A 24,830-nucleotide genomic window follows, 5' to 3' on the forward strand; every position below is an offset into this window, starting at 1 on the left:
GCGGCGCGACACGGTGCGGCAAGACTGGTGGGCTTTCGGACAGTGGGCTCAGGCCGTGCGGCCGGAGAGCACCTGGGTGAGCTGACGTGCGACGAAGGCGCACTGCTCGAGGTTTCCCGCCTGGAGCGCGGCCTGACCGGTGTCCACCAGGCTTCGCACGGTGCCCACGGCGGCGTCCGCCTCGGGGCTGGGGTTCTCGCGCGCGCTGCGCTGGAGCAGGCGCGCCAGCTTCTCGCCGCGCTCCAGCAGCTTGCGGAACTTCTCCTCCGTCTGGCGCGCGTCCTCCTGGGCCCGGACGCTGGCGTACTCGGCCTGCTCCTGGGAGAGCTTCCGCGCCTCGGGCACCGGCAGGCTGGTGCGCGCCTCCAGCCGCACCTGCTCGGTCAGCCCCGTGCGCAGGTCCAACGCGCGCACCGAGAGGATGCCCTCGCTGGACAGAGAGAACGTCACTTCGATTTGCGACTCCGCGCGCTGGCCCACCTGCAGGTTGCGCAGCACCACCTCGCCCAGCTTGCGGCTGTCGTCCTGGTAATCTCCCTCGCCCTGGTAGATGGGGATGCGCGCCTCGGACTGGCCGGCCCGGCCCGGGAGGAACACGTCGCGAGCCACCACCGGCACCGCCGTGTTCTTGGTGATGAGCCGCTTCACGCGCCCGCCCAGCACCCCCACCCCCAGCGACTGGCCCGCCACGTCCAACAGCAGCGCCGCGCCCGACTGGCGCATCAGCTCGTCGGCCTGGACCGCGGCTCCCAGCGCCACCGCCTCGTCCGGGTGTACGTCCGTGGAGGGCGCGCGGCCGAAGAAGTCCGCCACCAGCCGGCGCACCAGCGGCACGCGCGTCATGCCGCCTACCAGCAACACCACGTCCACCGAGCGCGGATCCATCTTCGCGTCGCGCATCACCGCCTCGCAGACATTCAGGCAGCGGCGCGACAGCGGCTCGGACAGCGTCTCGAAGAAGGAGCGCGTGAGCACCGTCTCCACGCCCGTCAGGCGCTTGTTGCCCGGCAGGGTGTGGTCGCCCAGGTCCCCCACAGAGATGAGGGACTCCTCGAACTCGGTCAGCTCGCGCTTGGCCGCCTCCGCCGCCACCTTCAGCCGGCGCAGCGACGAGGCGTCCCGCGCCACCACCTCCCGCATCGACTCGTCCACCTGCGCCACCAGCCATTGGACGATGCGCTGATCGAAGTCCTCGCCGCCCAGCGACACGTCGCCGCCGGTGGCCCGCACCTCGAAGACGCCATCCTTCACCTCGAGGATGGACACGTCGAAGGTGCCGCCGCCCAGGTCGAACACCAGCGCATTGCCCTGGAAGCCGCGCGACAGCCCGTAGGCGAGCGCCGCCGCGGTGGGCTCGTTGACCAGCCGCAGCACCTCCAGGCCGGCGATGGAGGCCGCCTCACGCGTGGCCGAGCGCTGGTTGTCATCGAAGTTGGCCGGCACCGTAATCACGCAGCGGCGCACCGGCCGGCCGAAGTAGGCCTCGGCGTCCAGCTTCAGCTCGCCGAGGATCATCGCCGCCACCTGGGTGACGGGCAGCACCTTGCCCGCAAGGCGCACCCGCACATCCCCCGTGGGGCCGGGAATCAAAGGAAAGGGCACCTGCGCCTTGGCCTGCTGCACCAGCTCTGGCGTACACCGCCGACCCAGGAAGCGCTTGGTGGCCCACACCACCGCGTCGGGCTGTGCCTCTCCCAGGCGCTGGGCGGCGGTGCCCACCACGCGCTCCCCCTGGTCATCCAGGGCGACCACCGACGGGGTGAGCCGCCCTCCGGAGCGTGAGGGGATGAGCCGCACCCGGCCCGCCTCCACGGCGGCCGCGGCGCTGTTGGTGGTGCCGAGATCAATGCCAATGACGGGTTCTTGCATGGCCGGACGGGGTGCCACCGTAAGGAGCCTCCCACCCGCCGCCAAGACCTGCCCCGAAGGGAATGCCCGTCACAGGCTACCTCTCTTCCCCGGAGTCCATCTAGCCGTGCGATGGAGGATGGATCCACCGTCCGTACGGGCTTTTCGGAGATCCGTTGCCCGGACCCGGGGGCCGTGCTAAGGGCGCGGCCGCCATGGTGAACGTGTCCATCGCCCGCCGCTACGCCCGTGCGCTCCTCGATGTCGCCGCCGAAGGGCAGCGCATCGACGCCGTCGCCGAGCAGCTCCTCTCCTTCGTGACGGCCTTCGAGAAGAGCCGCGAGCTCTCGGACGTGCTCCTCAACCCCGCCTACACGCGCACCCAGCGCAGCCAGGTGGTGGAGGCGCTCATGAAGATGATGGGCACCGTGGAGCCCGCGCTGGCCAACACCCTGCGCCTGCTGGTGGACCGCAACCGCCTCATCTACCTGCCGGACATCGCCCGCGCCTACCGCGACATGGCCGATGCCCGCTCGGGCCGCGCCCGGGGCGTCGTCACCAGCGCCGCTCCCATGACGCCCGAGGCCCTGGAGGCGCTGCGCAAGAACCTCCAGCAGCTCACCCAGCGCAACGTCGTCCTCGAGACGCGCGTGGATCCGAGCCTGCTGGGCGGAGTCTCCGCGCAGGTGGGCAGCGTCCTCTATGACGGCAGCGTGCGCACCCAGCTGGAGCAGATGCGCCGCGAGCTCAAGCAGCTCTGACCCCCTGGGAAGGGGTCTCCCCAACACTTGGGGAGCCGACGCGTCAGGTCCTCTACACACCGGCGCTTCCCGCAAGGCCAGCATTTCCAGCAGGTCCCGGAACGGCTATACTCTTGCCGTAAGCCCGGACAGAAGTCTTTGATTCCTGGCCCACCTGCCCATGGCCCAGCCCGCTCTTCCGCGAATTCTTGCCGCCGCGCCGCCCTTCGCGGTGCCGGATGAAGCCAGGCCTTTTCTCCAGGCCCTACTGAACGCGCCAGGTTGGGCGGTGGGCTTCCTGGACCGGGAATTGAGGGTGCAGTGGGCCAATGACGCGCTCTCGGCGCTCATGGGCCAGCCGCTCTCGACGCTCCTGGGCCGGCCGCTGGCGGAGGCGTGGGCGGTGCTGGCTCCGGCGCTCTCTCCGCTCTGTGCGCGCGCGCTGGCGGGCGAGGCGGTCACCGGCGAGACGCTGTCGGGAGCCCTGAGCGGGCCATCCTCCACGGAGGGCATGCGCCACCTGCGGCTCAGCCTGATGCCGGCGATGACCGGAGGGCTGCTGGCCGGCGTCACCCTGATGGTCCAGGACGAGACGGAGCAGGTGCGGGAGGCGGAGCGGGCCCGGGAGGCCGAGACGCGCCTGAGCGCGCTGGTGGACCTCTCGTGCGACGGCTACCTCATCCACGATGGCAGCGTGGTGCTGGAGGCCAGCCGGGGCGGCGCCTCCCTGCTAGGCTGCACGCCGGAGGAGCTGAGCGGGCAGCCGGTGACGCGCTTCCTGTCACCCGAGTCGCGCGCGGCCTCGCTGGAGGCCCTGCGGCACATGCTGGAGGTGCCCTACGAGCTGACGGCGGTGCGCCGGACCGGCCAGCGGGTGCCGCTCCAGGTGCTGGCGCGCGAGGTGAACTACCGGGGACAACCCGCGCGACTGATGGCCATGTGGGACATCAGCGGGCGCAAGGCGGCCGAGGAGGCCGCGATGCGCACCGAGTACCTGCGCGAGCAGTTCCTGGGGCTGGTGGGGCATGATCTGCACAACCCGCTGAGCACGCTCCACCACGGGGTGCAGTCGCTGCAGCGCGACGGGAACCTGGTGGGCGAGCAGGCGCGCAACCTCTCCTACATGGCCAGCGCCGCCCGCCGCATGGAGCGCACCGTGCGCGAGATGCTGGACTTCACCCAGGCGCGGCTCACGGGCGGCCTGCGCGTGCAGCCCGCCCCGGTGAACCTGGAGGCGGTGGTGGACGCCGTGCTGGCCGAGCAGCGGATGACCCAGCCGGACCGCACCATCCTGGTGGCCACCGAGGGCGATCTGAAGGGCCAATGGGACGAGATGCGGCTGATGCAGCTCTTGTGCAACCTGCTGCAGAACGCCCTGTACCACAGCCCCAAGGGGGCCTCGGTCGCACTGGACGTGAAGGGCGCGTCCGACGGCGTCACCCTGTCGGTGCTGCACCAGGGCCCTGCCCTGCCCCCCGAGGACCGGGAGGCCGTGTTCGAGCCCTTCCGGCGAGGCAAGCGGGCCGGCGGAGGCGAGCTGGGGCTGGGGCTCTACGTCGCCCGGCAGATCGCCGAGGCGCACGGCGGGCGCATCAGCGTGGAGTCCTCGGCGGAGCGCGGAACGAGCTTCAAGGCGTGGCTGCCCCGACGGGTGACGGTTACCTATTAGCCCCCGTCCGGGCCCTTCCCCTTACCGAGGCGATAACGCCTCTCACACTTCCCCTGGCCGATCGCGTTGCGGCGCTGGGAGGTGCGTGGTAAGGGGGGCCCGTTTTCGCTTTCCTGGCGGCTGTGGGCCGCCCTACCCGAAGGACTCTGGACGCACATGGAAATCCGCGCCGACGAGATCAGCAGAATCATCCGGGAGCAGATCAAGGACTACGGCAAGAAGGTCACCGTCGCCGAGACCGGCTCCGTGCTCTCCGTGGGCGACGGTATCGCCCGCGTCTACGGCCTCGAGGGCGTGCAGGCCGGTGAGCTGGTGGAGTTCACCAACGGGGTGAAGGGCCTGGTGCTCAACCTCGAGGAGGACAACGTCGGCGTCGCCATCATGGGTGACTTCAAGGACATCCGCGAGGGCGACAGCGTCAAGCGCACCGCGCAGATCGCCTCGGTGCCCGTGGGCAAGGGCCTGCTGGGCCGCGTGGTGAACGCGCTCGGCGAGCCGCTGGACGGCAAGGGCCCCATCCAGGGCTCGGAGAACCGCCGCCTGGAGATCAAGGCCCCCGGCATCGTGAAGCGCAAGAGCGTTCACGAGCCCCTGCAGACGGGCATCAAGGCGCTGGACGCGCTGGTGCCGATCGGCCGCGGTCAGCGCGAGCTCATCATCGGTGACCGCCAGACGGGCAAGACGGCCGTCGCCATCGACACCATCATCAACCAGAAGAGCCAGGGCGTCTTCTGCATCTACGTGGCGATTGGGCAGAAGCAGTCCACGGTGGCGCAGGTGGTGGACAAGCTCACCAAGTTCGGCGCCATGGAGTACACCACGGTGGTGGCCGCCAACGCCTCGGACCCGGCGCCCATGCAGTTCTTCGCGCCGTACACGGGCGTGACGATGGGCGAGTACTTCCGCGACAACAAGATGCACGCGCTCATCATCTACGACGACCTGTCCAAGCAGGCCGTGGCCTACCGCCAGCTGTCGCTGCTGCTGCGCCGGCCGCCGGGACGCGAGGCCTACCCGGGCGACGTGTTCTACATCCACAGCCGCCTGCTGGAGCGCGCCGCGAAGCTGTCGGACGCCGAGGGCGCCGGCTCGCTCACCGCGCTGCCCATCATCGAGACGCAGGCCGGTGACGTGTCCGCCTACATCCCGACGAACGTCATCTCCATCACCGACGGGCAGATCTTCCTCGAGACGGACCTGTTCTTCTCCGGCGTTCGCCCGGCGATCAACGTCGGTCTCTCGGTGTCGCGCGTGGGCTCGGCGGCGCAGATCAAGGCCATGAAGCAGGTGGCAGGCTCCATGAAGCTGGAGCTGGCGCAGTACCGCGAGCTGGCGGCCTTCGCGCAGTTCGGCTCGGACCTCGACAAGGCGACGCAGGAGACGCTGGCGCGCGGCGCCCGTCTGGTGGAGCTGCTGAAGCAGGGCCAGTACGAGCCGATGCCCGTCGAGAAGCAGGTGATGCAGATCTACGCGGCGACGAACAAGGACGACGCGAACAAGCGCGGGTGGATCCGCCACGTGCCGGTGTCGGACGTGCCGCGCTGGATGCGCGAGTTCATCGAGTTCGTGGACGGCAAGCACCCGCAGCTGCCCAAGGACCTCGCCACCAAGCGCGAGCTGAGCGGCGACATCAAGACCGCGCTGAACAAGGCCATCGCCGAGTTCAACGAGGTGTTCCAGGCCACGGCGGGCGCCAAGGCCTAAGCACCGGCGCCTTCCCAGGCTGAAGTTCCATGAGGCCCCGCGCTCCCGAAAGGGAGGCGGGGCTTCGTGCTTCCGGGTGTTAGGCGCGCACCCGGGGGAGGATGGCGCGCAGGCTGCGGTCCACGCCACCCCGAGGGCCGAGCTGCTCCACGGCCTTCAGCTCGTAGGGCAGCGCGTTCTCGCGCGAGACGAACTGCACGTGCGCCCCGAGCGCGGCGGGCAGCGCCAGGTCCAGCTCGTAGATGTCGCCCGCCACCAGGGTGGCCTCGGGCTCGGTGCCCGTCTCCTTCCAGATGGAGCGCAGGGCCTCGTAGTACCGGCCTCGGCGCAGGTACACGGGACGGGGCAGCAGCCCCTTGTCGAAGGAGACCGTGTCCGGCACGGCCGAGAAGCGCGCGTCCACGGGCTGCGGCTCCTCGATGAGGTACTTGCGCGCATCGCCCAGCACCTTGAGCCGCTCGCGGCCCTTGGGGGCGAGCTTGGTGAGCTTGGCGTCCACCAGGTCGGTGTGCGCGTTGGTCACCACCCACACGGGCAGCTGCGTGGCGAGCAGCGCTTCCAGCACCTCCTTGGCCTCGGACTTGAAGGCCATGCCGGTGAGCTTGTAGGCCTCGCGGTACATCTCCTGGAGCGTCTCGTGGCGCTCGGAGGGGTCGGGCAGCACGCCGTAGCGGTCCATCAACTGGCGCGCCACGCAGTTGGACAACAGGTAGGGGTCCGCCGTGGCGGGAGCCACCACCCGACCGCCCACGTCCCAGCCGAAGGCCTGGGCGCCGGCGATGACCGCGGCCTCCTCTTCCTGCCAGGCCGCCTCCACGGTGCCCTCGTCCTGGCCTAGCACCCTGGCCAGGTGGCTCTTGTAGTGGCGAACGAAGGGGGCGCCCTCCGCGGCCACATCCGTGAAGGTCCCATCGAAGTCCAACACCACGCACCGAATGCCCATGCCTCTTACGCGCTCCTCACAAGTCGGGCGAATCGGATACCACGTCCTACCCTCTGCCGCGAAGAGGCCGGGGTGACGTGTACGGTTGGACGCGCCTCTCGACACACCGCGGCACGGACCTTCGCGCCTTGAGGCCCACCCCCGGAGAGCCGGTAGCGTTGGAACTCCAACAATCTGGAATGGAGGCCCGGCGTGGAACATGCCCCAAGCGCAGCGAAGCGGCGACGCCGGGCATGGCTGCCGTGGGCGCTGCTGGCGGGGACGGGCGTGGTGGTGGTGGGAGGGGGGTGGATGACCTCGCGCTCCATCTCCGCGCTGACGGCGCGCAACGCCCAGCTCGAGCAGGAGGCCATCGAGTCCGAGGCGCGGGTGGCCGAGCTCCAGGTGTTACGCTCCAGCATGGAGCGCCGGCTGCGGCTGTTGGAGCAACAACAGACGGGCGTCACCACCCAGCGCGACGGCGAGGCCCGGAAGGCGCGGGAGACGGAGGCGCAGATGCTCCGACGCGAGGCCGCCCGGCAGAGCCTGGTAACAAAGCTCAAGGACGAGCTGGCGGTGGGAGATGCCTGGCTCGACACCGTTCCCCCCGAGTCCCTGCGCCTGGAATTGTCCGAGCGGCTCCTCTTCGAGCCGGGCCAGTCGGCCCTGACGCCTCGAGGCGTGGAGGTGCTCACGCGCGTGGGGAACGTGCTGGCCGGAGTGGACGGGCACGCGGTGGCCATCGTCTCCCACACGGATGAGCTGCCACCGGCCGCCACCGCGGGCCCGGCGGGGACGAGCTGGGAGCTGTCCACCGCGCGCGCCACCACCGTGGTGCGCTCGCTCCTGGAGGGCCCCACGCGCATGGCTCCCGAGCGGCTGAGCGCCACCGGCCAGGCCTCCTTCCGGCCCGTGGTGCCTTCGGACTCGCCGCAGAACCGCCTGCGCAACCGGCGCCTGGAGCTGACGCTCTCGCCCATGCCCCTGCCTCCGGCGGCCCTGGTGGCGGCCACTCCTCCCGCCCCGCCCCCCGCTCCGGCCAAGGCGGAGGCGCGCGGCCAGGCGGGCAAGAAGACGGCGCGGCGCTGATCAACCGCTCAGCGGCCTCACGTCGTCGGGGCGGGCGATGCGGCGCAGCTCCGGGAAGAGCCACGCCCACAGCACCACCACGATGCCGGTGCCCACGCCTCCGAGCACCACTGCGGGCACCACTCCGAACCACTCGGCGGTGAGGCCTGACTCGAAGTCGCCCAGCTCGTTGGAGGCACCGATGAACACCATGTTCACGGCGCTCACCCGGCCGCGCATCTCCGGTGGGGTGGCCAGCTGCACCAGCGTCTGCCGCACCACCACGCTCACCATGTCCGCGGCGCCCATCACCCCCAGCGCCACGACCGAGAGGGCCAGGCTGCGCGACACCCCGAACACCACCGTGGCCAGCCCGAAGAGCCCCACGCACGCCAGCATCATCACCCCCGCGTTGCGCCGCAGGGGGAAGAGGGCCAGCGCGGCGGCGATGAGGGCCGCACCCACCGCTGGCGCGCTGCGCAGCATCCCCAGCCCCCACGGCCCGGTCTGGAGAATGTCCTGGGCGTAGATGGGCATCAGCGCCGTGGCGCCCCCGAGCAACACCGCGAACAGGTCCAGGGAGATGGCGCCCAGCACCACCTTCTGTCGCCACACGTAGCTCAGCCCCGCCAGCAGCCGCTGCCACGAGGGGGCGGCCTGCTCCATGCGCCCGGTGCGCACCCGCATCAGCGCCAGCATGGTGAAGGCCCCCACCATCATCACGGCGCACGTGGCGTACACGCCCTTGGCATGCACCACGTCATAGAGCAGCCCGCCCACCGTGGGACCGACGATGGTGCCCGCCTGGAAGATGGAGGAGTTCCACGCCACGGCGCTCGAGAGGTGCTGAGGGGGAACCAGGTGGGCCACGAGCGACTGGCCCGCGGGACCGGCGAACGCGCGCGCGGTGCCCACCAGCACCAGCACGACATAGAGCGGCCAGGTCTGGGTCACTCCGGCCCACGTGAGCCCGAAGAGCAGCAGTGCGCCCACCACCATGGTGGCGTAGCAGCACATGAGGATGCCGCGCCGGTCATGGCGATCCGCCGTGTCCCCCGTCACCAGTGACAACAGCAGGATGGGGAGGAACTGTGCGAGACCCACATACCCCAGGTCCAGCGCGCGGTGGGTGAGGCTGTAGACATGCCAGCCCACGGCCACCGACTGCATCTGCACGCCCAGCGTCATGAAGATGCGGGCCGCCTGGTAGAGACGAAAGTCGCGGTGCGCGAAGGCGGAGCGGGAGGGAGCCGCTGTGGCGCTGTCCATGCGCCCCACATATCCGCCATGGGCGCGCCCTACCAGCACCGCAGGGTGGGTGGCTTGCCTGCCTGGCCGGCGTTACGGTTTAAATATTCCCGGCAGTCCCCCGTCCGTGCGCCAGGCCGAACCATGGCGGCCCCCCTGCCCCAGGAGTTGGACCGTGCCGTCCATCCGAAACCTGCTGTGCGCCGTGCTCACCATCGGCGTTCTCCTGTCGGCCACGAGCGCGGAAGCGCGCTTCGGCAAGCGCTCCGATTCCAGTGAGTCCTCCAAGGACGACCACGAGCATGACGCCTCGGCGGTGGGCGACGACGACGACGATGACGACGATGACCACAAGAGCGAGCGCCGCCACAGCGACGCCCCGCGCTTCCGTAGCTCCTCGGGCTCGTTCTTGGTGGACCTGCTGTTCTCCATCCTTCTCGACTCGCGCCCCTCGCGCAGCTACTCGTCGCCCTCCGGCGAGGTGACGTCCTCGTCGTCCGAGGCGTCTCCACTCCTGCTGCGGGTGGGCGTGGACGGCGGGGCCTTCGGCCAGGGCGCCGGGCTGGGCGCCTACCTCGCCATCGAGGGCGACCGGATCGGCGTGGACGGGCGGGCCCTGGCGCTCATCCTCCCCACGGATGACGGCACCTCGGGCACCGACAACATCACCCTGACGAATCTGCACCTCACCGCTGCGGTGATCTCCCACCCCAAGGCGCGTTTCCGATTGGAGGGCGGCATCAGCAGCGCGCACGCCCCGGACCTCATCGTCGCGGGCCCCAGCATGGCCCTCTCGTTCGAGGGGTGCATCGTCGGCCCGCTGGATGTGGAGCTGCGCCTGCAGGGCACGCCCTACCCCTATCGACAGCTCGACGCGCACGCCGGACTGGCGCTCCACTTCAACACGCTGGTGGTGCGCGGCGGCTGGCGCGGCCTCTACCTGGACGACAACGGCCTGGTGGACGGCGTGGTGAATCGAGACGCCTTCACGGGCCCGTATCTCGGCCTCGGCTTCGCCTTCTGAGCCACCCCGCTCCCTGAATAAAGGGAGTAGGCAGCCGTCCATCCTCCTGACTTCGATACGAAGCCCACCCCCAGGAGCTGGTCGTGCTCGATTTCAGGAACCTGCTTTGCGCCGCGCTCGCCGCGAGCCTGCTCTTCTCCGCCTCGGAAGCCGAGGCCCGCTTCGGTAAGCGCTCCCCCTCCAGTGACTCCGAGAAGAAGGAGGACAAGGAGGACAAGGACGACAAGAAGCAGGAGCGGCGGAACCCCAGCCAGGTGCATGACGCCTCGGGCGTGGGCAGCCACTCTCCTCCTCCGCCGCCTCCCCCGCCGCCGCAGCAGCACGTCGTCATCGTCGAGCAGCCCGCGCCGACCTACTACGTGAGCCCGCCGCCGGACCCCGAGTACGCGGCGAGGGCCTCCGCTGTCATCGCCGAGCGCGAAAGCTCCGTCTACCGCTTCCTCCGCTTCGGCATCGGTGGCGGACCCATGGGCGGTGGCGCGGGATTGGACCTCTTCCTCGCCGTCGAGGGTGAGCGCCTGGGCCTGGACGGGCGCGTGACGGGCTTGAGCCTGCCCACCGATGATGGGACGGAGGGCACGGACGGCATCACCGTGGCCGGCGCGCACCTGACCTACGCCCTGGTCGCCGCGCAACGCCTGCACTGGCGCGTGGAGGCGGGCATCAGCACCGCCCGCGCCCCGAGCCTCATCGTCACGGGCCCCAGCCTCGGCACGTCGTTCGACGCACGGCTCGTCCACGCGCTGGACTTCGAGTCGCGCGTGCAGGTCACCCCGCTCCCCTACCGGCAGCTCGACGCCCAGGCAGGACTCGCCTGGAAGCCCTACCCGTGGGTGCTGCGCGCCGGCTGGCGGGCGCTCGTGCTGGATGACGCCGGCCTCGTGGACGGCGTGGTTCACCGCGACGTCTTCAACGGCCCCTACTTCGGCGTGGGCGTCTTCTTCTAGCCCCGTACCCCTCTCCCGACTCCCCCGGGAGAGGGCCCCAGGTCCGCCAGCCTTACTCGTCCGGCGAGGCGGACATCTCGATGCCGGAGGACGACATCGACATTCCGGATGAAGCGGGCTTCTTCCCACGCCGCTTGGGCGGAGGCGCCAGCTTCGGCTGCATCCCGAAGAGCCGCTCGTACGTCTCCGGCGTGTTGATGTTGACCACCACGCCCGGGTCCTTCACCGGCACGCGCCGCAGCTTCACACCCTGGAGCGCCGCATCCAGCTGCATGGGGCCTCCCGACATCAGTCGCTCCGCCGCCGCGCGAGAGAGCACCACCGGGTAGCCCGGCGCGCTCTCGAACTCAGGCCGCAGCCCTTCGTCCGAGTCCCCCACCACCTTGAGCAGGGACTTGAGCGTCGAGGCCCGCACCGCGGGCATGTCCACCGGGTGCAGGAGCACCACGTCCGCGCCCTCCTCCAGCGCGGCCGCCATGCCCGCCTGGATGGACGCCATGGGCCCCTCCTGCCACCGAGGGCTCTCCACCAGGTTCAGCGTCGGGTGCTGCTCCCGCACCGCCTCCCCGTCCTTGCCAATGACCCCCAGCACCGCGCAGCCCGCCTTGCCAAAGGTGGACGCGAGTGACTGGAGGAAGCTCCTCCCCCCCTCGTGCTCGATGAGCGCCTTGGGGTGGGACATCCGCCGGGCCTCGCCCGCAGCGAGGATGATCGCCACTGCCTTCATATCCACAGCCTCCTCACGCCCCATGCACACTGGGGGGCACCGTGTATGAGGCTGGTGCTTCCTCGCTAGATTGCAGCCCACCCTCAAGGGCGAGCCGTTCGGAAGCCTGCACTCCCGATGCGGCGATGTTCGATAAGAGGTGGGATGGGGTCGGTGCTACGTCTACGAGCCACCAGATGGCCGCTCCGCCCGGCTTCATCCCCCCCGCCGCCCGGCTCAGTGCAGCCAGGCGTGCTCGCCTTCCAGGGCCACCTGCCACCCTTCGGCCACCCCGGTCGTAACTTCCTGCCCGCCGAGCGCCTTGGCGGTCAAAACTTCAGCGATGGGGATCAGCGGCAGCCGTGACGCGACGCGGCAAAGCTCCGCCTCCGTCACCTCGCCGACCAGCTCCCCGCGTTCTTCATCCACCACCGGCAGCACCGCCAGTGCGTACCGCTGCATCACCTGTAGTGCAGCGAGCACCGTATCCCCTGGAAACAAGGTGATTGCACGAGAGATGAGGGACTCATCACGCCTGACGCACTTGGCCACGCCAACCTCCACGAGAGGACCCCGGTCTGGGTCTCCCAGTCCCTTCAAGCAATTCGCTTGCCGAGCGTGTGGGACTGTTGACTACTGGTCTGACACAACATCCGACAAGCTCCGGAGGATAATGGGGACAAGCTGATCCATTGATCGAACGAATCCGGACCGGAGCCTCCGCATGTCCGTCAAACTGAACCCGCCTTCTCCCAGCTCGCCGCGGCGAAGCTCGGACACCCAGGCGCCCCAGAAGAACGAAGTCACCCACCCCCTGGCCCGCCTCGGCCAGGGCCTGCAGCGCGTGGCACAGCAGGTCGACAAGGGCGTGGACCGGCTGGTCGACACCTTCGAGGCGAAGCTGCCCTCGCTGCCCAACCCCGCGGCGGCCGGCAAGGCCCCATGGGAGGGCATCACCCTCACCGGCAATCCGCTGCAGATCCCGCTCGACAAGCTGCTGAGCGTGGACCTGAGCCAGGTGCGCAAGGTGCTCGAGCGCGTGGTGCCGCAGAAGATCCGCGACGACGAGGCCAAGCAGCTGGTGGGGCAGACGCAGAACTTCCGGGAGACGCTGTCCAAGGTGCGCGCGCTGGCCACGGAGCTGGAGCTGGTGCCCCCCAGCCACCCGCGCCACGCCGAGGTGAAGGCGGCGCTGGCCAAGGCGGAAGGGGAGCTCACCTCCAAGTACGGCTACACGCGGACCACCGCGCCGAAGCCGGGCGCCATGTGGGTGGACCCTCAGTTCATGGGCAAGGAGCTGCCCGGCGGGCAGATGTCCGCCTCGCGGCTGCCCACGGGCACGCCGGTGACGAAGCCGCCCGAGCCGCTGGACTTCCTCTTCGGCGGCAAGCCGGACGGGGCCGCGCAGGCCAAGGCGTACCAGCAGGAGGTGGCCGCGCGCCGCGCCGAGCTGGGCATGCCGGTACAGGATGGCAAGCCGATCGGCGTCCACATGTCCCTGCAGGGCGGTGGCGGCAAGGGCAAGCGCTACGCGGCGATGCTCTCGGAGATGCAGCAGCTGGGCGTGGTGCCGGTGAGCCTGACGGGCACCTCGGCAGGCTCCATCGCGGCGGCGTTCGCGGCCACGGGCGCCTCGCCCAAGCAGATTGAAGACATCGCCAAGGACCCTCGGCTGCAGCAGCTCTACGACTTCGACCTGGACATGAAGGATGGCGGACTGCTCAACGGCAACAACGCCTATGAGCTGTTCGACCAGAAGCTGCGTGAGCTGACCGGCATCAAGGACCGCCCCGTCACCTTCGCGGACCTGAAGGTGCCGCTGCAGCTGGTGGCCGCCAAGGCGTACGACAGCGCGGCGCCCAACGGCTTCCCCACCAACAAGGACCGCATCTTCGTCTTCAGCCAGGAGACGACGCCGGACACCCCGGTGGCGCTGGCGATGCGCGCCTCCATGGCGATTCCGGGCGTGTTCGAGCCGGTGCAGGTGGTGGACCCCACCACGGGCCGCAGCATCCACCTGACCGATGGTGGCTCGCTGGACAACCTCCCCATGGGCTACGGCAAGCACAACCTGCCGCAGATCGGCGCGGCGCTGGTGAGCCCGGACGAGAACCACCCGTCCAACGCCGTCGGCACGGCGAAGCCGCTGCCCACCGGCCAGCTCGACACCACCAACCTGCTGTGGAGCGCCGTCAACGGCTACACGTTCCTCAAGGACAACGCGACGGGCGCCGCCGACTTCCGGGACCGCACGCAGCCGGGCGCCAACCAGTTCATGCTGAGCCTGCCCACGTGGAACTTGGACAACCCCAAGCAGAGCAACAGCATGCTGGGCTTCGGCTACGACGCGAAGGTGGACCCCGTCCTCGACACGCAGACGCGCCAGGTGACGCGCGACTTCCTCAAGGACTTCATGGACGACATGCGCGTACCGGGCTCGCGCGGCGCCAACGTCACCACGTCCATTCCGCAGAACCTGCGCTTCAACGAGCAGGTGACGGTGAACGGGCAGAACTACCAGATCTCCTATAATGGTGGAGACAACCTGGTGGCCCACAACACATCCACCGGCAAGAAGTCGGACCTGAAGCTGGGCCAGAAGAAGATCGAGGCCATGTACCTGGACCACCTGGCCTACGGCGACCTCAAGGCGCAGCTGGCCCACGCGGTGACCAACCCCCGCAGCGTCAAGCCGGACTGGCTGCCCTTCTAGGCACTGTCAGCAGCGAATGGGATGCTAGGGGTAGGGCCACGTCCCCATGGCCACGCCCCCTCCCAGGAGCCGCGCAGCAATGGAGCAGAAGCAGGAGTCCACCGTCCGCAACCTCTCCCACGGAGGCAGCGATGATGCCTCCGTGCTGCAACGGCACCTGGTCTCCGAAGCCAACGCGGCGCTGCGCAAAGGCGCCCTCGCCGCGCTCATGCCCGCAGTGACCGGCGCGACGGTCATCCCCGTCCTGATGTGGGCGGGGCTCATCCAGGGCATGCACGTGCCGGTGCTGTTCTGCTTGCTGTGCATCGTGTCGTGCAGCGCGCTGTACCTGCTGGCGCGCCGCGAGCGGGTGCATGGGTGGAGGGCCTGGGCCGTGCTGCTGCCCTTCGTGTCCCTGCCCACCGTCTTCTTCCTGATGAGCCACGCGCTCATGCCCTCGGGCGCCGCCACGTTCATCGCCGGCCCCATCTCGCACCTCTACTTCGTCACCCTGGCCGTCGCGGGCTTCCTCTTCGACTTCCGGCTCTCGGCGGTGGCCAGCGTGGTGGCCGCCGTCAGCTACCAGGGCTGCTTCCTGCTCGCTCGGAACGGGCTGCGGACCATCTCCGCGCCGGACCCGATGCTGGTGCAGGAGTTCACCAGCACCTCCATCAACAGCTTCAAGTCGCTGATGATCTTCTTCGGTGGGATTACCCTGGCGGCGCTCGCCGTGGTGACGCGGCGGCTGGTGGAGCGCGTGCTGCGAGAGGAGCGCCAGAAGAACCTTTTGAGTCGGCTCTTCGGGCAGTACGTCAGCGAGGAGGTCAAGGAACGCCTGCTCAAGGACCCCCACGCCCAGAGCGGCGAGCGCAAGGAGGTGGTGGTCCTCTTCTCGGATCTGCGCGGCTTCACCGAGTACAGCGAGACCGCCGCTCCCGAGGAGATCGTCGAGCGCCTCAACGCCTACTTCGATGCGATGGTGGGCGCCATCACCGAGCATGGCGGCATCATCGACAAGTTCATCGGGGATGCGGTGATGGCGACCTTCGGAGGGCTGGTGCCGCTGGAGAACCCGAGCGCCTCCGCGCTGGAGGCGGCGCAGCAGATGCGCCAGCGGCTGCACGCGCTCAACACGCGCTGGTGGCGGGAGGGGCGTACGGCCTTCGACACCGGCATCGGCCTGCACGTGGGCGAGGTGGTGCTGGGCGCCATCGGCAGCGAGCAGCGCAAGGACTTCACCGTCATCGGCGATGCCGTCAACACCGCCTCGCGCGTGGAGTCGCTGACGAAGCAGTACGGCCACCCCATCCTCGTCACCAGCGCGCTGTATTCCCGGCTGCCCGCCGCGTTGCAGGCCCGCTGCCGGGCTCTGGGAACAGCCCAGGTCAAGGGCCGCCGGGCGGCGTTGGAGCTGTACGGCCTGCCCGATGCCCACTCGGCGCCGGAGGTGCGCGGAGGGGAGGAGGCTCCACACCCCCGTGACACCCTGGTGACATAGGAGTGACAATGGGCCCGCGTGACGGCGGAGGCACGGGCTCCCTTCTATGCTCCCCTCACGGAGAGACCATGAACCCTCTGGATTGGAGCGGCACGCAGTTCCTCCTGATGTATGTGCCTCTGATGGTGGTGGGCTACGTGGTGGCGTGGGGACTGCGTCGGCCCTCCCAGCAGTCCGACGCGGCTCCGGACGCCATTGCCCAACGCCTGGAGCCCTACGAGGTCGCCCTGCTCAAGGGCTTCAAGACGTTTCGTGACGCGGTGACCGCCTCGCTCGTCCACCGCGGGGTGTTCCTGATCCAGGACGAGGAGCTGTTCCCCAGCACCAAGCCTCCCTCGGGCATGACACGCCTGGAGCAGAGCGTGCATCGGGCCGCGCGTGGGCGGAGCCTGGCGCGCTCCGAGCTGGCCAACATCCTCCAGACCGAAGCGGAGCCGCTGCGAGAGCAGCTCGTCCGCAAGGGCCTGCTGGTGGACGCGAAGGAGGCTCACGAGAAGCGGCGCGTGCCGGCCATCGTGTTCGGCGCCGTGCTGGCCCTGGGCGCCGCGAAGCTCGCCCTGGGGCTGGTGAGGGACCGGCCCGTGGGCATCCTGTTCTTCCTCCTCATCCTGGGCCTCATCGGCTTCGTGAGCATCTTCAAGATGAAGATCGGCCGGACTCCCCTGGGGGACAAGACGCTGAAAAGCCTCGTGTCCAAGCACGAGCCCCTGCGCACCACCGCCGCCACCGAGGGGAGCCTGCCCACGCTGAGCGGCACGGAGGTGGCGCTGGCGGTGGCCCTCTTTGGCACCTCGGCCATGGCCGCCAGCCAGATGGAACCCTTGCGGCGGTACCTGCAGCCCGCGAGCACGGGAGGCGCCAGCGTGGACAGTGGCGCGGACGGCTGCGGCACTGACTACGACAGTGACACCAGCCTCTTCAGCAGCAGTAGCAGCTGTAGCAGCAGCAGTGACTCCAGCAGCAGCTGTAGCAGCAGCAGCAGTGACTCCAGCAGCAGCTGTAGCAGCAGCAGCAGCAGTTGCGGAGGCTGCAGCAGCGGAGGGAGCAGCGATTGAAGCCGCTGTCGGGGGTGGGCCTCGGCTGGCGGCGACAGCTCGCGCACCGCATCGATCAGGACGCGGGGCTGGGCTTCGTGGAGGTGCTGGCCGAGCACCTGAACCCCACCGCGCCGCTGCCCGTGCCGCTCTTGCGCCTGAAGGAGCGCGGTGTCCCCGTGGTGCTGCACGCGGTCTCGCTGAGCCTGGGCGGCGCGGAGCCTCCGGAGGCGCGGCGCCTGGACACACTGGCGCGCCTCGCCGAGCGGCTGGGCGCGGTGTGTGTGAGCGAGCACGTGGCCTTCGTGCGCGCGGGCGGCATCGAGTCCGGTCACCTGCTGCCCGTGCCTCGCGGCGACGAGGCGCTCGACATCCTCGCGGAGAACGTACGCCTGGCCCAGGCGGCACTGCCCGTCCCCCTGGCGCTGGAGAACATCGCCACCCTGTTCGAGTGGCCCTCGCCCGCCTTCACGGAGGCGCAGTTCCTCTCCGGGCTGCTCTCGCGCACCAGCGCCCTGCTGCTGTTGGATGTGGCCAACCTGCACGCCAACGCGCTCAACCATGGCACCGACGCGGCGGCCGTGCTCTCCGCCGTGCCACGCGAGCGGCTGGCCTATGTCCACGTCGCTGGCGGCATGCGGCACGGAGGCCTGTACCACGACACCCACGCGCACCCGGTGCCGGAGGGCCCGCTGGCTCTGCTGGAAGCCCTCGCGGCGCGCCTGGGCCCCGTGCCGGCCCTGCTGGAGCGTGACGACCACTTCCCCCCTCCGGAGGAGCTGAGCGCGGAGCTCCAGGCCATCTCGGCGGCCCTGGCGCGCGGCGTGGCGACTTGGGAGGCTGGAACAACTCGCGCGCCTGGGCACGCGGTGGCGGCTCCCGGACTCACGGAGGCCCGGCCATGAGCACGCGGGAGGCGCGGGAGCGGCTGGCCGAGGCACAAGCAGCCCTGGCGCGAGCGCTCGCCCAGGGCACACCGGTTCCTCCTGGCTTCGACGCGGAGCGCGTCCACGAGGCGGCGCGCTCGCTGCTGGCCAAGCGCCGTCGGAGCGTCGAGCGCACGTGGCCCCGTCTCGCCGCCGCGCTCGGAGACTCCTTCCGCGCACGGTTCGATGCGTGGGCCCGGGAGAACCCCATGGCCCTGGAGACCAGCGCCCTGGCCGACGGAGGCCGGTTCGCGCAGGCGCTGCTCACGGTGAGCCCGTTCCCCGAGGACGCCCGCGAGGAGCTGCTCGCCTTCGAGTTGCGCTATCGCCTCACCGAACAGGGCCTCGTGGCGAGGCGAGGCTTTACACTGCGAACCTCACGGCTGGGCGCCTCGCGAGTGCTTGCCGCTCGGCTGCCGGGCGGGCGAGTGCTTCGACTGCGGCTCCCCTTCTGAACCCGGCGCCCTCGGCCCGGGATACTCTCACTTACCTGAACCGACTTGCGTCCCCCCCGGCGGGTGCCGCTACGGTCCGGCCTTCCACTCCACGGCAGAGACAGGGCGCGACATGGCGGATTCGTTCTGGGAGCAGCAGCAGCAACCACGCGAGCGGGCATCACGGATGCCTTGGGTGGTGGCGGTGCTGGTGGTGCTCCTGCTGGGAGTGTTCGTCTATTTCGGTCTGGGAGCGTACCGCGCGGCCCAGGCGCGCATCGCCACCGCCGAGTCCGAAGCCCTGAAGGCCCACGAACGAGCCAAGGCCGCCGAGCTCGCGCACAAGGCGCTGGAAGAGAAGTTGGCGGCGCTCGACGCGGAGCGGACGCGGCTGTCCACCGAGCGCGACCAGCTCTCCACGGAGCGAGATCAGCTCTCCACGGAGCGTGACCAGCTCTCCCAGGCGGTGCAAGAGAAGGAGGCGGAGCTGGCCCGCCTCAAGGCCACGTACACGGACCTGGAGGAAAAGATGAAGGCGGAGATCGCCGAGGGCGAGATCCGCCTGTCCCAGGCCGAGGGCCGCATCCAGGTGGACCTGGTGGACAAGATCCTCTTCGACTCGGGCGAGGCCAAGCTCACCGACCGCGGCGCCGAGGTGCTCTCGCGCCTGGGCACGGTGCTCGTGGGCGTGGAGGGCCGCAGCATCCAGGTGTCGGGCCACACGGATGACAGCCCTCCCTCGTCGCGGCTGGCGGCCACCTTCCCCACCAACTGGGAGCTGTCGGTGGCGCGCGCGGTGAACGTGGTGCGCTTCCTCCAGGAGAAGGCGAAGGTGCCGGCGCGTCGGCTGGTGGCGGCGGGCTACGGGGACACGCACCCGGTGGCCAGCAACGCCACCCCCAAGAGCCGCGCGCGCAACCGGCGCATCGAGATCCTCCTGATTCCGGACCTGCCCGCTGCCGCCTCCAAGGCCGCGGAGCTCACGAACACCGCGCCGACCGAGGAGAAGAAGTCGGAGACGGCCTCCGCGCCGAAGCCCGGAGGCCCTTGAGCCAGGAAGTCCTGGCTACTTCTTCTTCATGCTCTCGAGCAGCTTGCGGAAGGGCTTCTCCGCCGCGGTGACGGTCTTCTCCGGACCGGTGAGCTTGAAGAAGACGGCGCCCTCGGGACCCTCGACGATGGCGCCGAGCAGCCGGGAGCCGGGCTTGGGCGTGGCCGGGCCCATCATCGGCCCGCCGGAATAGGTGCCCTTCACTTCCACCGTGGTGACGGGCAGCCCGGCGATCTTCTCCTGCTTCGTCTTCGCGTCTTTCTCCGCCGAGGTGCCATCCGGCCGCTGGAACTGCGACACCCAGCGCTTCACGTTGGCATCCACGGCGCCGCCCTGGCCCTTGCCAAAGTGGAAGACGGCGAGCTCGGCGCCCTCTGTATCTCCCTTCGTCGCCGGGATGTTGTAGGTGACGATGCGCATGGGGCGCTCCTCGCCGACCTTCCACTCGGCGGGAGCAATCCACGACAGGCCCGAGGCATCTTCCGCCCGAGCTACCCCCGCGACCGCGAGGCTGACGACAACGACACTGAGCATTCGGTTCATGGCACTCCAAGCGTAAGTGAAGGCCCCGCAAGCTGCTCGACTGCCCGTTCAGGGAGCGGCAATCGAGGGAGCGCTCACCCGGAGCCAGGGATGCGCTCGCGCCGCAGCGGGCGCCAGCGGTAGGGACAGTCGCGCAGGTGCAGCACCGAGTCCAGCCGCGAGTGGCCCTTGAGTGCCCCGTCCTGCATGTACTCGCAATAGAGCTCCACCGGCCGCACGAAGCTCGCGTTCCACGGTCCCCGGTCGATGGTGAGCACGTACACGTAGCCGTCCGCCACGCCGAAGGCGTCGTAGCACTCCACCAGCGGCTCGTGCAGCGACTCCAGGCTCGGCCACACCGAGCCCAGGGGCGCGCCCGGCAGCGGTCGCGTGTCCAGCACGCCCACCAGCCGGCCTCCCGGAGAAGCCGCGCCAGGGTCCACCGCGAAGGTGAGCCGCTCGTCCTCGCGAGCCATCACCATGTCCGCCTCGCCGAACTCGTGGAACTTGAACTCGATGAGCGTGTTGCCGATGCGGCGCATCAGCGGATCATTCGTCTCGCTGCGCACGAAGTAGCCGCCGCGCCGCCAGCGCCCCTCCGCGTTGCGGTAGCGCACCGCCGCGCGGTAGCTCACCTGGTAGAAGTTGAAGCCCACCAGCCCCGTGAGCCCCTGCGGTCGCATCTCCCGCAGCGAGGACATCAACACCTGCACCCACGCAGTGCCCCGGTGCAGCTCCGGCTCCAGCGGCGCGGGCAGCAGCTTCTTGAGCACGTGCGGCGTCACCGCGTAGTTGAGCGAGAGCGCCTCCACCCACACCGTCTGCACCTGGGTGAGCCAGGGCACCGAGGGGCACTCCTCCATGCCGGCAGTGGAGGGGCTCACGTCCTGCGAGCGCTCCAGCGCCGCATGGACCTCGCGCAACACCGCGTGGCCCTCGGGCGTGGGCAACAACACGCCCACCTGCTCCGTCACCAGCCCTCGCCCGGCGAGCGCCACCAGGGCCCGCTCTCCCGCCTCGCGCGCCACGCCCGAGCCCTCCAGACGCCAGAGCAACGCCGCGCGCTTGAGCCCCAACGGCTCCATGGACAGGGCCACCAACACGGCCAGCTCGTGCGGCGTGGGCATCGTCATACGAGCCGGACCTCCGCGCCGCCCGCCGCCAGGCGCTTGCGCCGAGCCCGGTGCAGCAGCAGCCCGCCGATGAACTGGGTGACGAACCACAGCGCCCCGAGCACCGCGAAGCCCAGGTGCGGCACGCGCGCCAGCACCAGCGCGCTGAGCACGAACACCGCCGCGGCCGCGTACCAGGCGCGCCCCATGATGGCGCCCATGACGGAGAAGGCCATGGCGATGAGCACGCACGCCACCGAGGGCATGAAGAGCACCTCCAGCCCCAGCAGCCAGTTGCACAGCGCCACCAGCACATGCGCCGCCATGCACGTCGTCCAGATGGACCACACCTGGCGCTCGATGAACGTGCGCACCCCGGCCGCCTCGCGCCGCCGCAACCAGAAGATGGAGATCAGGTTGAGCGGAACAATCGCGCTCCACAGCAACGCGTAGGGCCCAGGGCTGCGGTAGCCCTGCGCGTAGAGCGCGTGCGTGGCCAGGAAGCCTCCGCCGTTGGTGAAGGCGTGGATCATCCAGATGACGCCCCAGTTCTGGAGCGCCGTGTCGTCCCTCGCCTGGGAGACGACGCGACGGATGAGCTGCAGGGCCTCGGCGGCTTCCTCTCGATTCATGCGCATTCGCGAGCCTACCCGAGAAAGCGGGTTTGCCTCATCGCATGTGACTCACTGCGTCACCGCCTCTTGCTTTCGGCACGATCTCGAACGTGCTACCAAACCCTGCCTTCTGTCGTTCCACCTCGGAGGGGGTTACCCACAATGAAGAAGCTGTTGCTCGTCGGGGCCATGGCCCTGGGCGGGGCTTCCTGCGCACCGGACATCAAGCAGGACGAGCCCGCCAATTTCGTGATCGCCCAGTTCGATCCGGCCGCAGAGACCCCTGTCGTCCCCACCCCGAATGATCTGGCGATCAACCAGGACACGGGCCTGGTGAACGCCCCCATCAACCCGTCGGCCTCCGCGGCCGAGCAGGAGTTCACGCGGGATTACCTCAACACGCTCAACGGCTTCCCGACGAGCGCGCCGGCCACCGCGAAGCTGGTGGATCTGGATCCGGCCACCATCAATGAAAACACGGTGCTCTTCATCGACCTCCTCAAGGGCACGGCCATCGCCAAGCCCGAGGTGACGCCCAAGGCGCGCGTGTACAACGAGGAGACGGACACGCTGGCCGTCCTCGCTCCCGACACGGGCTGGTCCAAGGGTGGCCAGTACGCGATCGCGCTCATCGGCGGTGAGAGCGGGCTGAAGGGCAAGAACGGCAAGCCCGTGGTGGGCTCGGCGGTGTGGGCGTTCGTCACCTCCGAGGAGCCGCTGGTCACCTGCGAGGACCTGACGGCGCCCGACTGCCGCGCCACCACGGGGATCATCCCCTCGGACGAGGAGGATCCGGCCGCGCGCATCGCGGACCAGACGGCCAGCGCGCTGCAGTTGGAGCGGCTGCGTCGCTCCTACAAGGACGTGTTGGACGGCATCGCCAACACGCGAGGCGTGGCCCGCAAGGACATCGTCCTCATGTGGACCTTCACCATCATGAACCAGCCGGAGCTCACGTTCGATCCGGCCAAGAGCGTCATTCCCTTCCCGAACGACATCCTGCGCCGGCCCTCGGGCAACACCGCGACGCTGGACTTCCCGGAGCTGCCGGCCGATGCCTCGGAGCTGCAGAAGCAGCTCTTCGCGGGCCTGGAGACGCTGGATGGCTTCTCCACCACGGCGCCCATCGTCTCGGAGAACGGCGCGGCCACCGGGGCGATCGACGTGGGCAGCAAGCTGGATCCGAACACCCTGGGCTTCACTGAGACGGACCCCACGAAGAAGAACGTCAACTTCGTCAAGCTGACTCCGGGCGGAACGGCCCCGAACGTGACGGTGTGCTTCAACTGCACGGGCACGGCGACGAGCGGGCCGCAGCAGCTGCAGTTCGTGCCGCTGGTGCCGTTGGATGAGAAGTCCCAGTACGCGGTGTACATGACGACGGCGCTCAAGGACGAGCGCGGCCGGCAGGTGGCGCCCGCGGGGGCCTTCGCGCTGGCGCGCCTGGCCAACCCGCTGGTGGCCGATGGCAAGAGCACGGTGTCGGCCCTGACGGACGAGCAGGCCCTGGGCCTCGAGCCGCTGCGCGCGGGTCTCAAGCCGCTCATCGACGGGCTGGTGGCACAGGGCCTGCCGCGCTCGAAGATCGCCCTGGCGTGGGCCTTCACCACGCAGAGCACGGTGTCCACGCTGCAGACGCTGCACGCGATTCCCTCGGTCCTGCCGGCTCAGGCCATGCCGGACTCGCCGACCTACCTGGTTGAGATCACCACCAACTTCAAGGCTGCCATGCAGGCCCGGGGCCTGCCCACTGGTAACCTCGGCAAGATCTTCGAGGGACAGATCATCGTTCCCTTCGCGCTCACGAACACGGGTGGCACGCTGAACCCCGACGCCACGAAGTTCCGGTTCGATCGCATCCCCTTCCTGCTGGCGCTGCCCGCAGCAACTCTCCCACAGGGAAGCCCTGGCTACCCGGTCACCATCTTCAGCCACGGCCTGACCGGCAACCGCAACAACGCGCTCGCCATCATCAACGGCCTGGCTGGCGCGGGGCAGGCGACGGTCGCTATCGACACCGTCTTCCACGGCGAGCGCACCAGCTGCGTGGGCCTCAGCGCGGCGGCAGGGCAGAAGGAGAACAACGGGACGCTGATCGACACGCCGGACAAGGCCTGTGCCAACGCCGCTACCCAGCGGTGCGAGACCAGCCCGACCAGCCCGAGCTTCGGCCGCTGTGTCGCGACCGAGGACACGTTCCGCGCCAGCTGCGGCGAGGACGTTCGTGGCCCCATCCCGGGGGACGTCTACTGCGGTCAGCAGGGCCAGGGCCGCTGCATGGCGGATGCGAAGTGCGAGGGTGGCAGCTTCAAGCTCAACCCCGACACCAATGCCCCGTACATCTCGGGCTGGAACCTGCTCAACCTCACCAACCTCTTCGCCACGCGCGACAACTTCCGCCAGCACACCATCGATCACGCCCAACTGACGCGAGTGCTCGCCGGCAGCGGCATTGACGCCGCGCTCGCCGATAAAAGTGCGGGGCCGATCGACGGCGACAAGATCAACTACCTGGGCCAGAGCCTGGGCTCCATCGTGGGCCCCCTGTTCACCTCCGTGTCGCCGAGCGTGAAGAACGCGGTGTTCAATGTGCCCGGTGGAGACCTGACCGGCGTCCTCATGACCTCGGGCGCCTTCGCGACCCAGCGCAACGGATTCCTGGCGGCCCTGGCCGCGAACCGCATCAACGTGGGCACCCCGGAATTCGATCAGTTCCTCGGGCTGGCCAAGATGATCCTCGACCCGGCCGACCCCTTGAACTACGCGTACCAGGTGGAGAACGGCACGGTGCCGGCCAGCCGCCAGGCGCTCTTCCACTACATCACGGACGACGAGGTCCTGCCGAACACGGGAACGCAGCTGCTCATTCGGGCGGCCAACGAGCGGGCCGCGGACAAGAAGGACGTGTCCGTGCTGCAGGTCAGCTCGGCGACTCCTCCGGTTGAGATGGGCAAGGTCAACCGCCACGGCTTCCTGCTGAACTTCGTGGATCCCGCCGTGACGGCCGAGGCTCAGACCAAGGCCATTACGTTCCTCAGCACCGGGGCCCTGCCGTAACCGCCCTCAGCGCG

21 protein-coding genes are annotated in these 24,830 nt (G+C 69.6%); 13 read left to right on the top strand and 8 right to left on the bottom strand.

Features of this window, described 5'->3' with window-relative positions; genetic code table 11:
• Positions 1-48: 48 nt before the first annotated feature.
• Positions 49-1,869, bottom strand: coding sequence for an Hsp70 family protein (locus SYV04_RS26885; RefSeq protein WP_321548771.1), 1,821 nt, complete (start codon positions 1,867-1,869; stop codon positions 49-51).
• A 194-nt stretch (positions 1,870-2,063) separates the two neighbouring features.
• On the opposite strand from SYV04_RS26885, the gene atpH reads away from it, so the two are divergent.
• The 3 genes from atpH to atpA all read left to right on the top strand — a co-directional run bounded on the left by atpH (position 2,064) and on the right by atpA (position 5,961).
• Positions 2,064-2,609, top strand: a complete 546-nt coding sequence (gene atpH, locus SYV04_RS26890) for an ATP synthase F1 subunit delta (protein WP_321548772.1) — start codon at positions 2,064-2,066, stop codon at positions 2,607-2,609.
• Positions 2,610-2,769: 160 nt separating this feature from the next.
• A complete protein-coding gene (locus tag SYV04_RS26895) occupies positions 2,770-4,257 on the top strand; it encodes a sensor histidine kinase (RefSeq protein WP_321548773.1) in 1,488 nt (495 codons plus the stop codon).
• A gap of 156 nt (positions 4,258-4,413) precedes the next feature.
• Positions 4,414-5,961, top strand: coding sequence for a F0F1 ATP synthase subunit alpha (gene atpA, locus SYV04_RS26900; protein ID WP_321548774.1), 1,548 nt, complete (start codon positions 4,414-4,416; stop codon positions 5,959-5,961).
• A gap of 79 nt (positions 5,962-6,040) precedes the next feature.
• On the opposite strand, the gene SYV04_RS26905 is transcribed toward atpA, so the two are convergent.
• Entirely contained in the window at positions 6,041-6,904 is an 864-nt protein-coding gene (locus SYV04_RS26905; RefSeq protein WP_321548775.1) for an HAD family hydrolase, read from the bottom strand.
• Positions 6,905-7,096: 192 nt separating this feature from the next.
• Between SYV04_RS26905 and SYV04_RS26910 the strand changes: the two genes are divergently transcribed.
• Positions 7,097-7,972, top strand: coding sequence for an OmpA family protein (locus SYV04_RS26910; protein WP_321548776.1), 876 nt, complete (start codon positions 7,097-7,099; stop codon positions 7,970-7,972).
• On the opposite strand, the gene SYV04_RS26915 is transcribed toward SYV04_RS26910, so the two are convergent.
• Positions 7,973-9,220 carry an MFS transporter gene (locus SYV04_RS26915; RefSeq protein WP_321548777.1) on the bottom strand — a complete coding sequence of 416 codons (1,248 nt, stop codon included), beginning with the start codon at positions 9,218-9,220 and terminating at the stop codon, positions 7,973-7,975.
• A 154-nt stretch (positions 9,221-9,374) separates the two neighbouring features.
• Between SYV04_RS26915 and SYV04_RS26920 the strand changes: the two genes are divergently transcribed.
• The gene (locus tag SYV04_RS26920) at positions 9,375-10,223 is read left to right on the top strand and encodes a hypothetical protein (RefSeq protein ID WP_321548778.1); all 849 of its coding nucleotides are present in this window, start codon (positions 9,375-9,377) and stop codon (positions 10,221-10,223) included.
• 83 nt (positions 10,224-10,306) lie between these two features.
• Positions 10,307-11,170, top strand: coding sequence for a hypothetical protein (locus tag SYV04_RS26925; RefSeq protein WP_321548779.1), 864 nt, complete (start codon positions 10,307-10,309; stop codon positions 11,168-11,170).
• Positions 11,171-11,222: 52 nt separating this feature from the next.
• On the opposite strand, the gene SYV04_RS26930 is transcribed toward SYV04_RS26925, so the two are convergent.
• Positions 11,223-11,897: a nucleotidyltransferase family protein gene (locus SYV04_RS26930; protein ID WP_321548780.1), complete on the bottom strand. Its 675-nt coding sequence runs from the start codon at positions 11,895-11,897 to the stop codon at positions 11,223-11,225.
• A gap of 216 nt (positions 11,898-12,113) precedes the next feature.
• Positions 12,114-12,428 (bottom strand): CBS domain-containing protein, encoded by a 315-nt coding sequence (locus SYV04_RS26935; RefSeq protein ID WP_321548781.1) that lies wholly within the window; start codon positions 12,426-12,428, stop codon positions 12,114-12,116.
• 172 nt (positions 12,429-12,600) lie between these two features.
• Here SYV04_RS26935 and SYV04_RS26940 point away from each other — a divergent pair, with 172 nt between their 5' ends.
• The 6 genes from SYV04_RS26940 (at position 12,601) to SYV04_RS26965 (ending at position 19,511) form a co-directional block, all read left to right on the top strand.
• Positions 12,601-14,589, top strand: a complete 1,989-nt coding sequence (locus tag SYV04_RS26940) for a patatin-like phospholipase family protein (RefSeq protein WP_321548782.1) — start codon at positions 12,601-12,603, stop codon at positions 14,587-14,589.
• Between the two features lie 79 nt (positions 14,590-14,668).
• Positions 14,669-16,066: an adenylate/guanylate cyclase domain-containing protein gene (locus tag SYV04_RS26945; protein ID WP_321548783.1), complete on the top strand. Its 1,398-nt coding sequence runs from the start codon at positions 14,669-14,671 to the stop codon at positions 16,064-16,066.
• Between the two features lie 68 nt (positions 16,067-16,134).
• Entirely contained in the window at positions 16,135-17,121 is a 987-nt protein-coding gene (locus tag SYV04_RS26950) for a TIGR04222 domain-containing membrane protein (RefSeq protein ID WP_321548784.1), read from the top strand.
• On the top strand, positions 17,118-18,005 hold the full coding sequence (locus SYV04_RS26955) for an MbnB/TglH/ChrH family RiPP precursor modification enzyme (protein ID WP_321548785.1): 888 nt from the start codon (positions 17,118-17,120) through the stop codon (positions 18,003-18,005). Before SYV04_RS26950 ends, SYV04_RS26955 begins: the two co-directional genes overlap by 4 nt.
• Positions 18,002-18,481, top strand: coding sequence for an SCO6045 C-terminal-like domain-containing protein (locus SYV04_RS26960; RefSeq protein WP_321548786.1), 480 nt, complete (start codon positions 18,002-18,004; stop codon positions 18,479-18,481). The genes SYV04_RS26955 and SYV04_RS26960 overlap by 4 nt, the downstream gene beginning before the upstream one ends.
• Before the next feature lie 112 nt (positions 18,482-18,593).
• Positions 18,594-19,511: an OmpA/MotB family protein gene (locus tag SYV04_RS26965; RefSeq protein WP_321548787.1), complete on the top strand. Its 918-nt coding sequence runs from the start codon at positions 18,594-18,596 to the stop codon at positions 19,509-19,511.
• Between the two features lie 15 nt (positions 19,512-19,526).
• Here SYV04_RS26965 and SYV04_RS26970 read toward each other — a convergent pair whose 3' ends face one another.
• The 3 genes from SYV04_RS26970 to SYV04_RS26980 all read right to left on the bottom strand — a co-directional run bounded on the left by SYV04_RS26970 (position 19,527) and on the right by SYV04_RS26980 (position 21,777).
• On the bottom strand, positions 19,527-20,054 hold the full coding sequence (locus SYV04_RS26970) for a hypothetical protein (RefSeq protein WP_321548788.1): 528 nt from the start codon (positions 20,052-20,054) through the stop codon (positions 19,527-19,529).
• A 74-nt stretch (positions 20,055-20,128) separates the two neighbouring features.
• Complete coding sequence (locus SYV04_RS26975) at positions 20,129-21,166, bottom strand: DUF2071 domain-containing protein (protein ID WP_321548789.1); 1,038 nt, start codon at positions 21,164-21,166, stop codon at positions 20,129-20,131.
• Positions 21,163-21,777 carry a hypothetical protein gene (locus tag SYV04_RS26980; RefSeq protein ID WP_321548790.1) on the bottom strand — a complete coding sequence of 205 codons (615 nt, stop codon included), beginning with the start codon at positions 21,775-21,777 and terminating at the stop codon, positions 21,163-21,165. Before SYV04_RS26980 ends, SYV04_RS26975 begins: the two co-directional genes overlap by 4 nt.
• Positions 21,778-21,921: 144 nt before the next feature.
• On the opposite strand from SYV04_RS26980, the gene SYV04_RS26985 reads away from it, so the two are divergent.
• On the top strand, positions 21,922-24,816 hold the full coding sequence (locus tag SYV04_RS26985) for a hypothetical protein (protein WP_321548791.1): 2,895 nt from the start codon (positions 21,922-21,924) through the stop codon (positions 24,814-24,816).
• The last annotated feature ends 14 nt before the right edge of the window (positions 24,817-24,830 follow it).

The organism is Hyalangium ruber (genome assembly GCF_034259325.1).
In the GTDB taxonomy this organism is placed as follows: Bacteria; Myxococcota; Myxococcia; order Myxococcales; family Myxococcaceae; genus Hyalangium_A; species Hyalangium_A rubrum.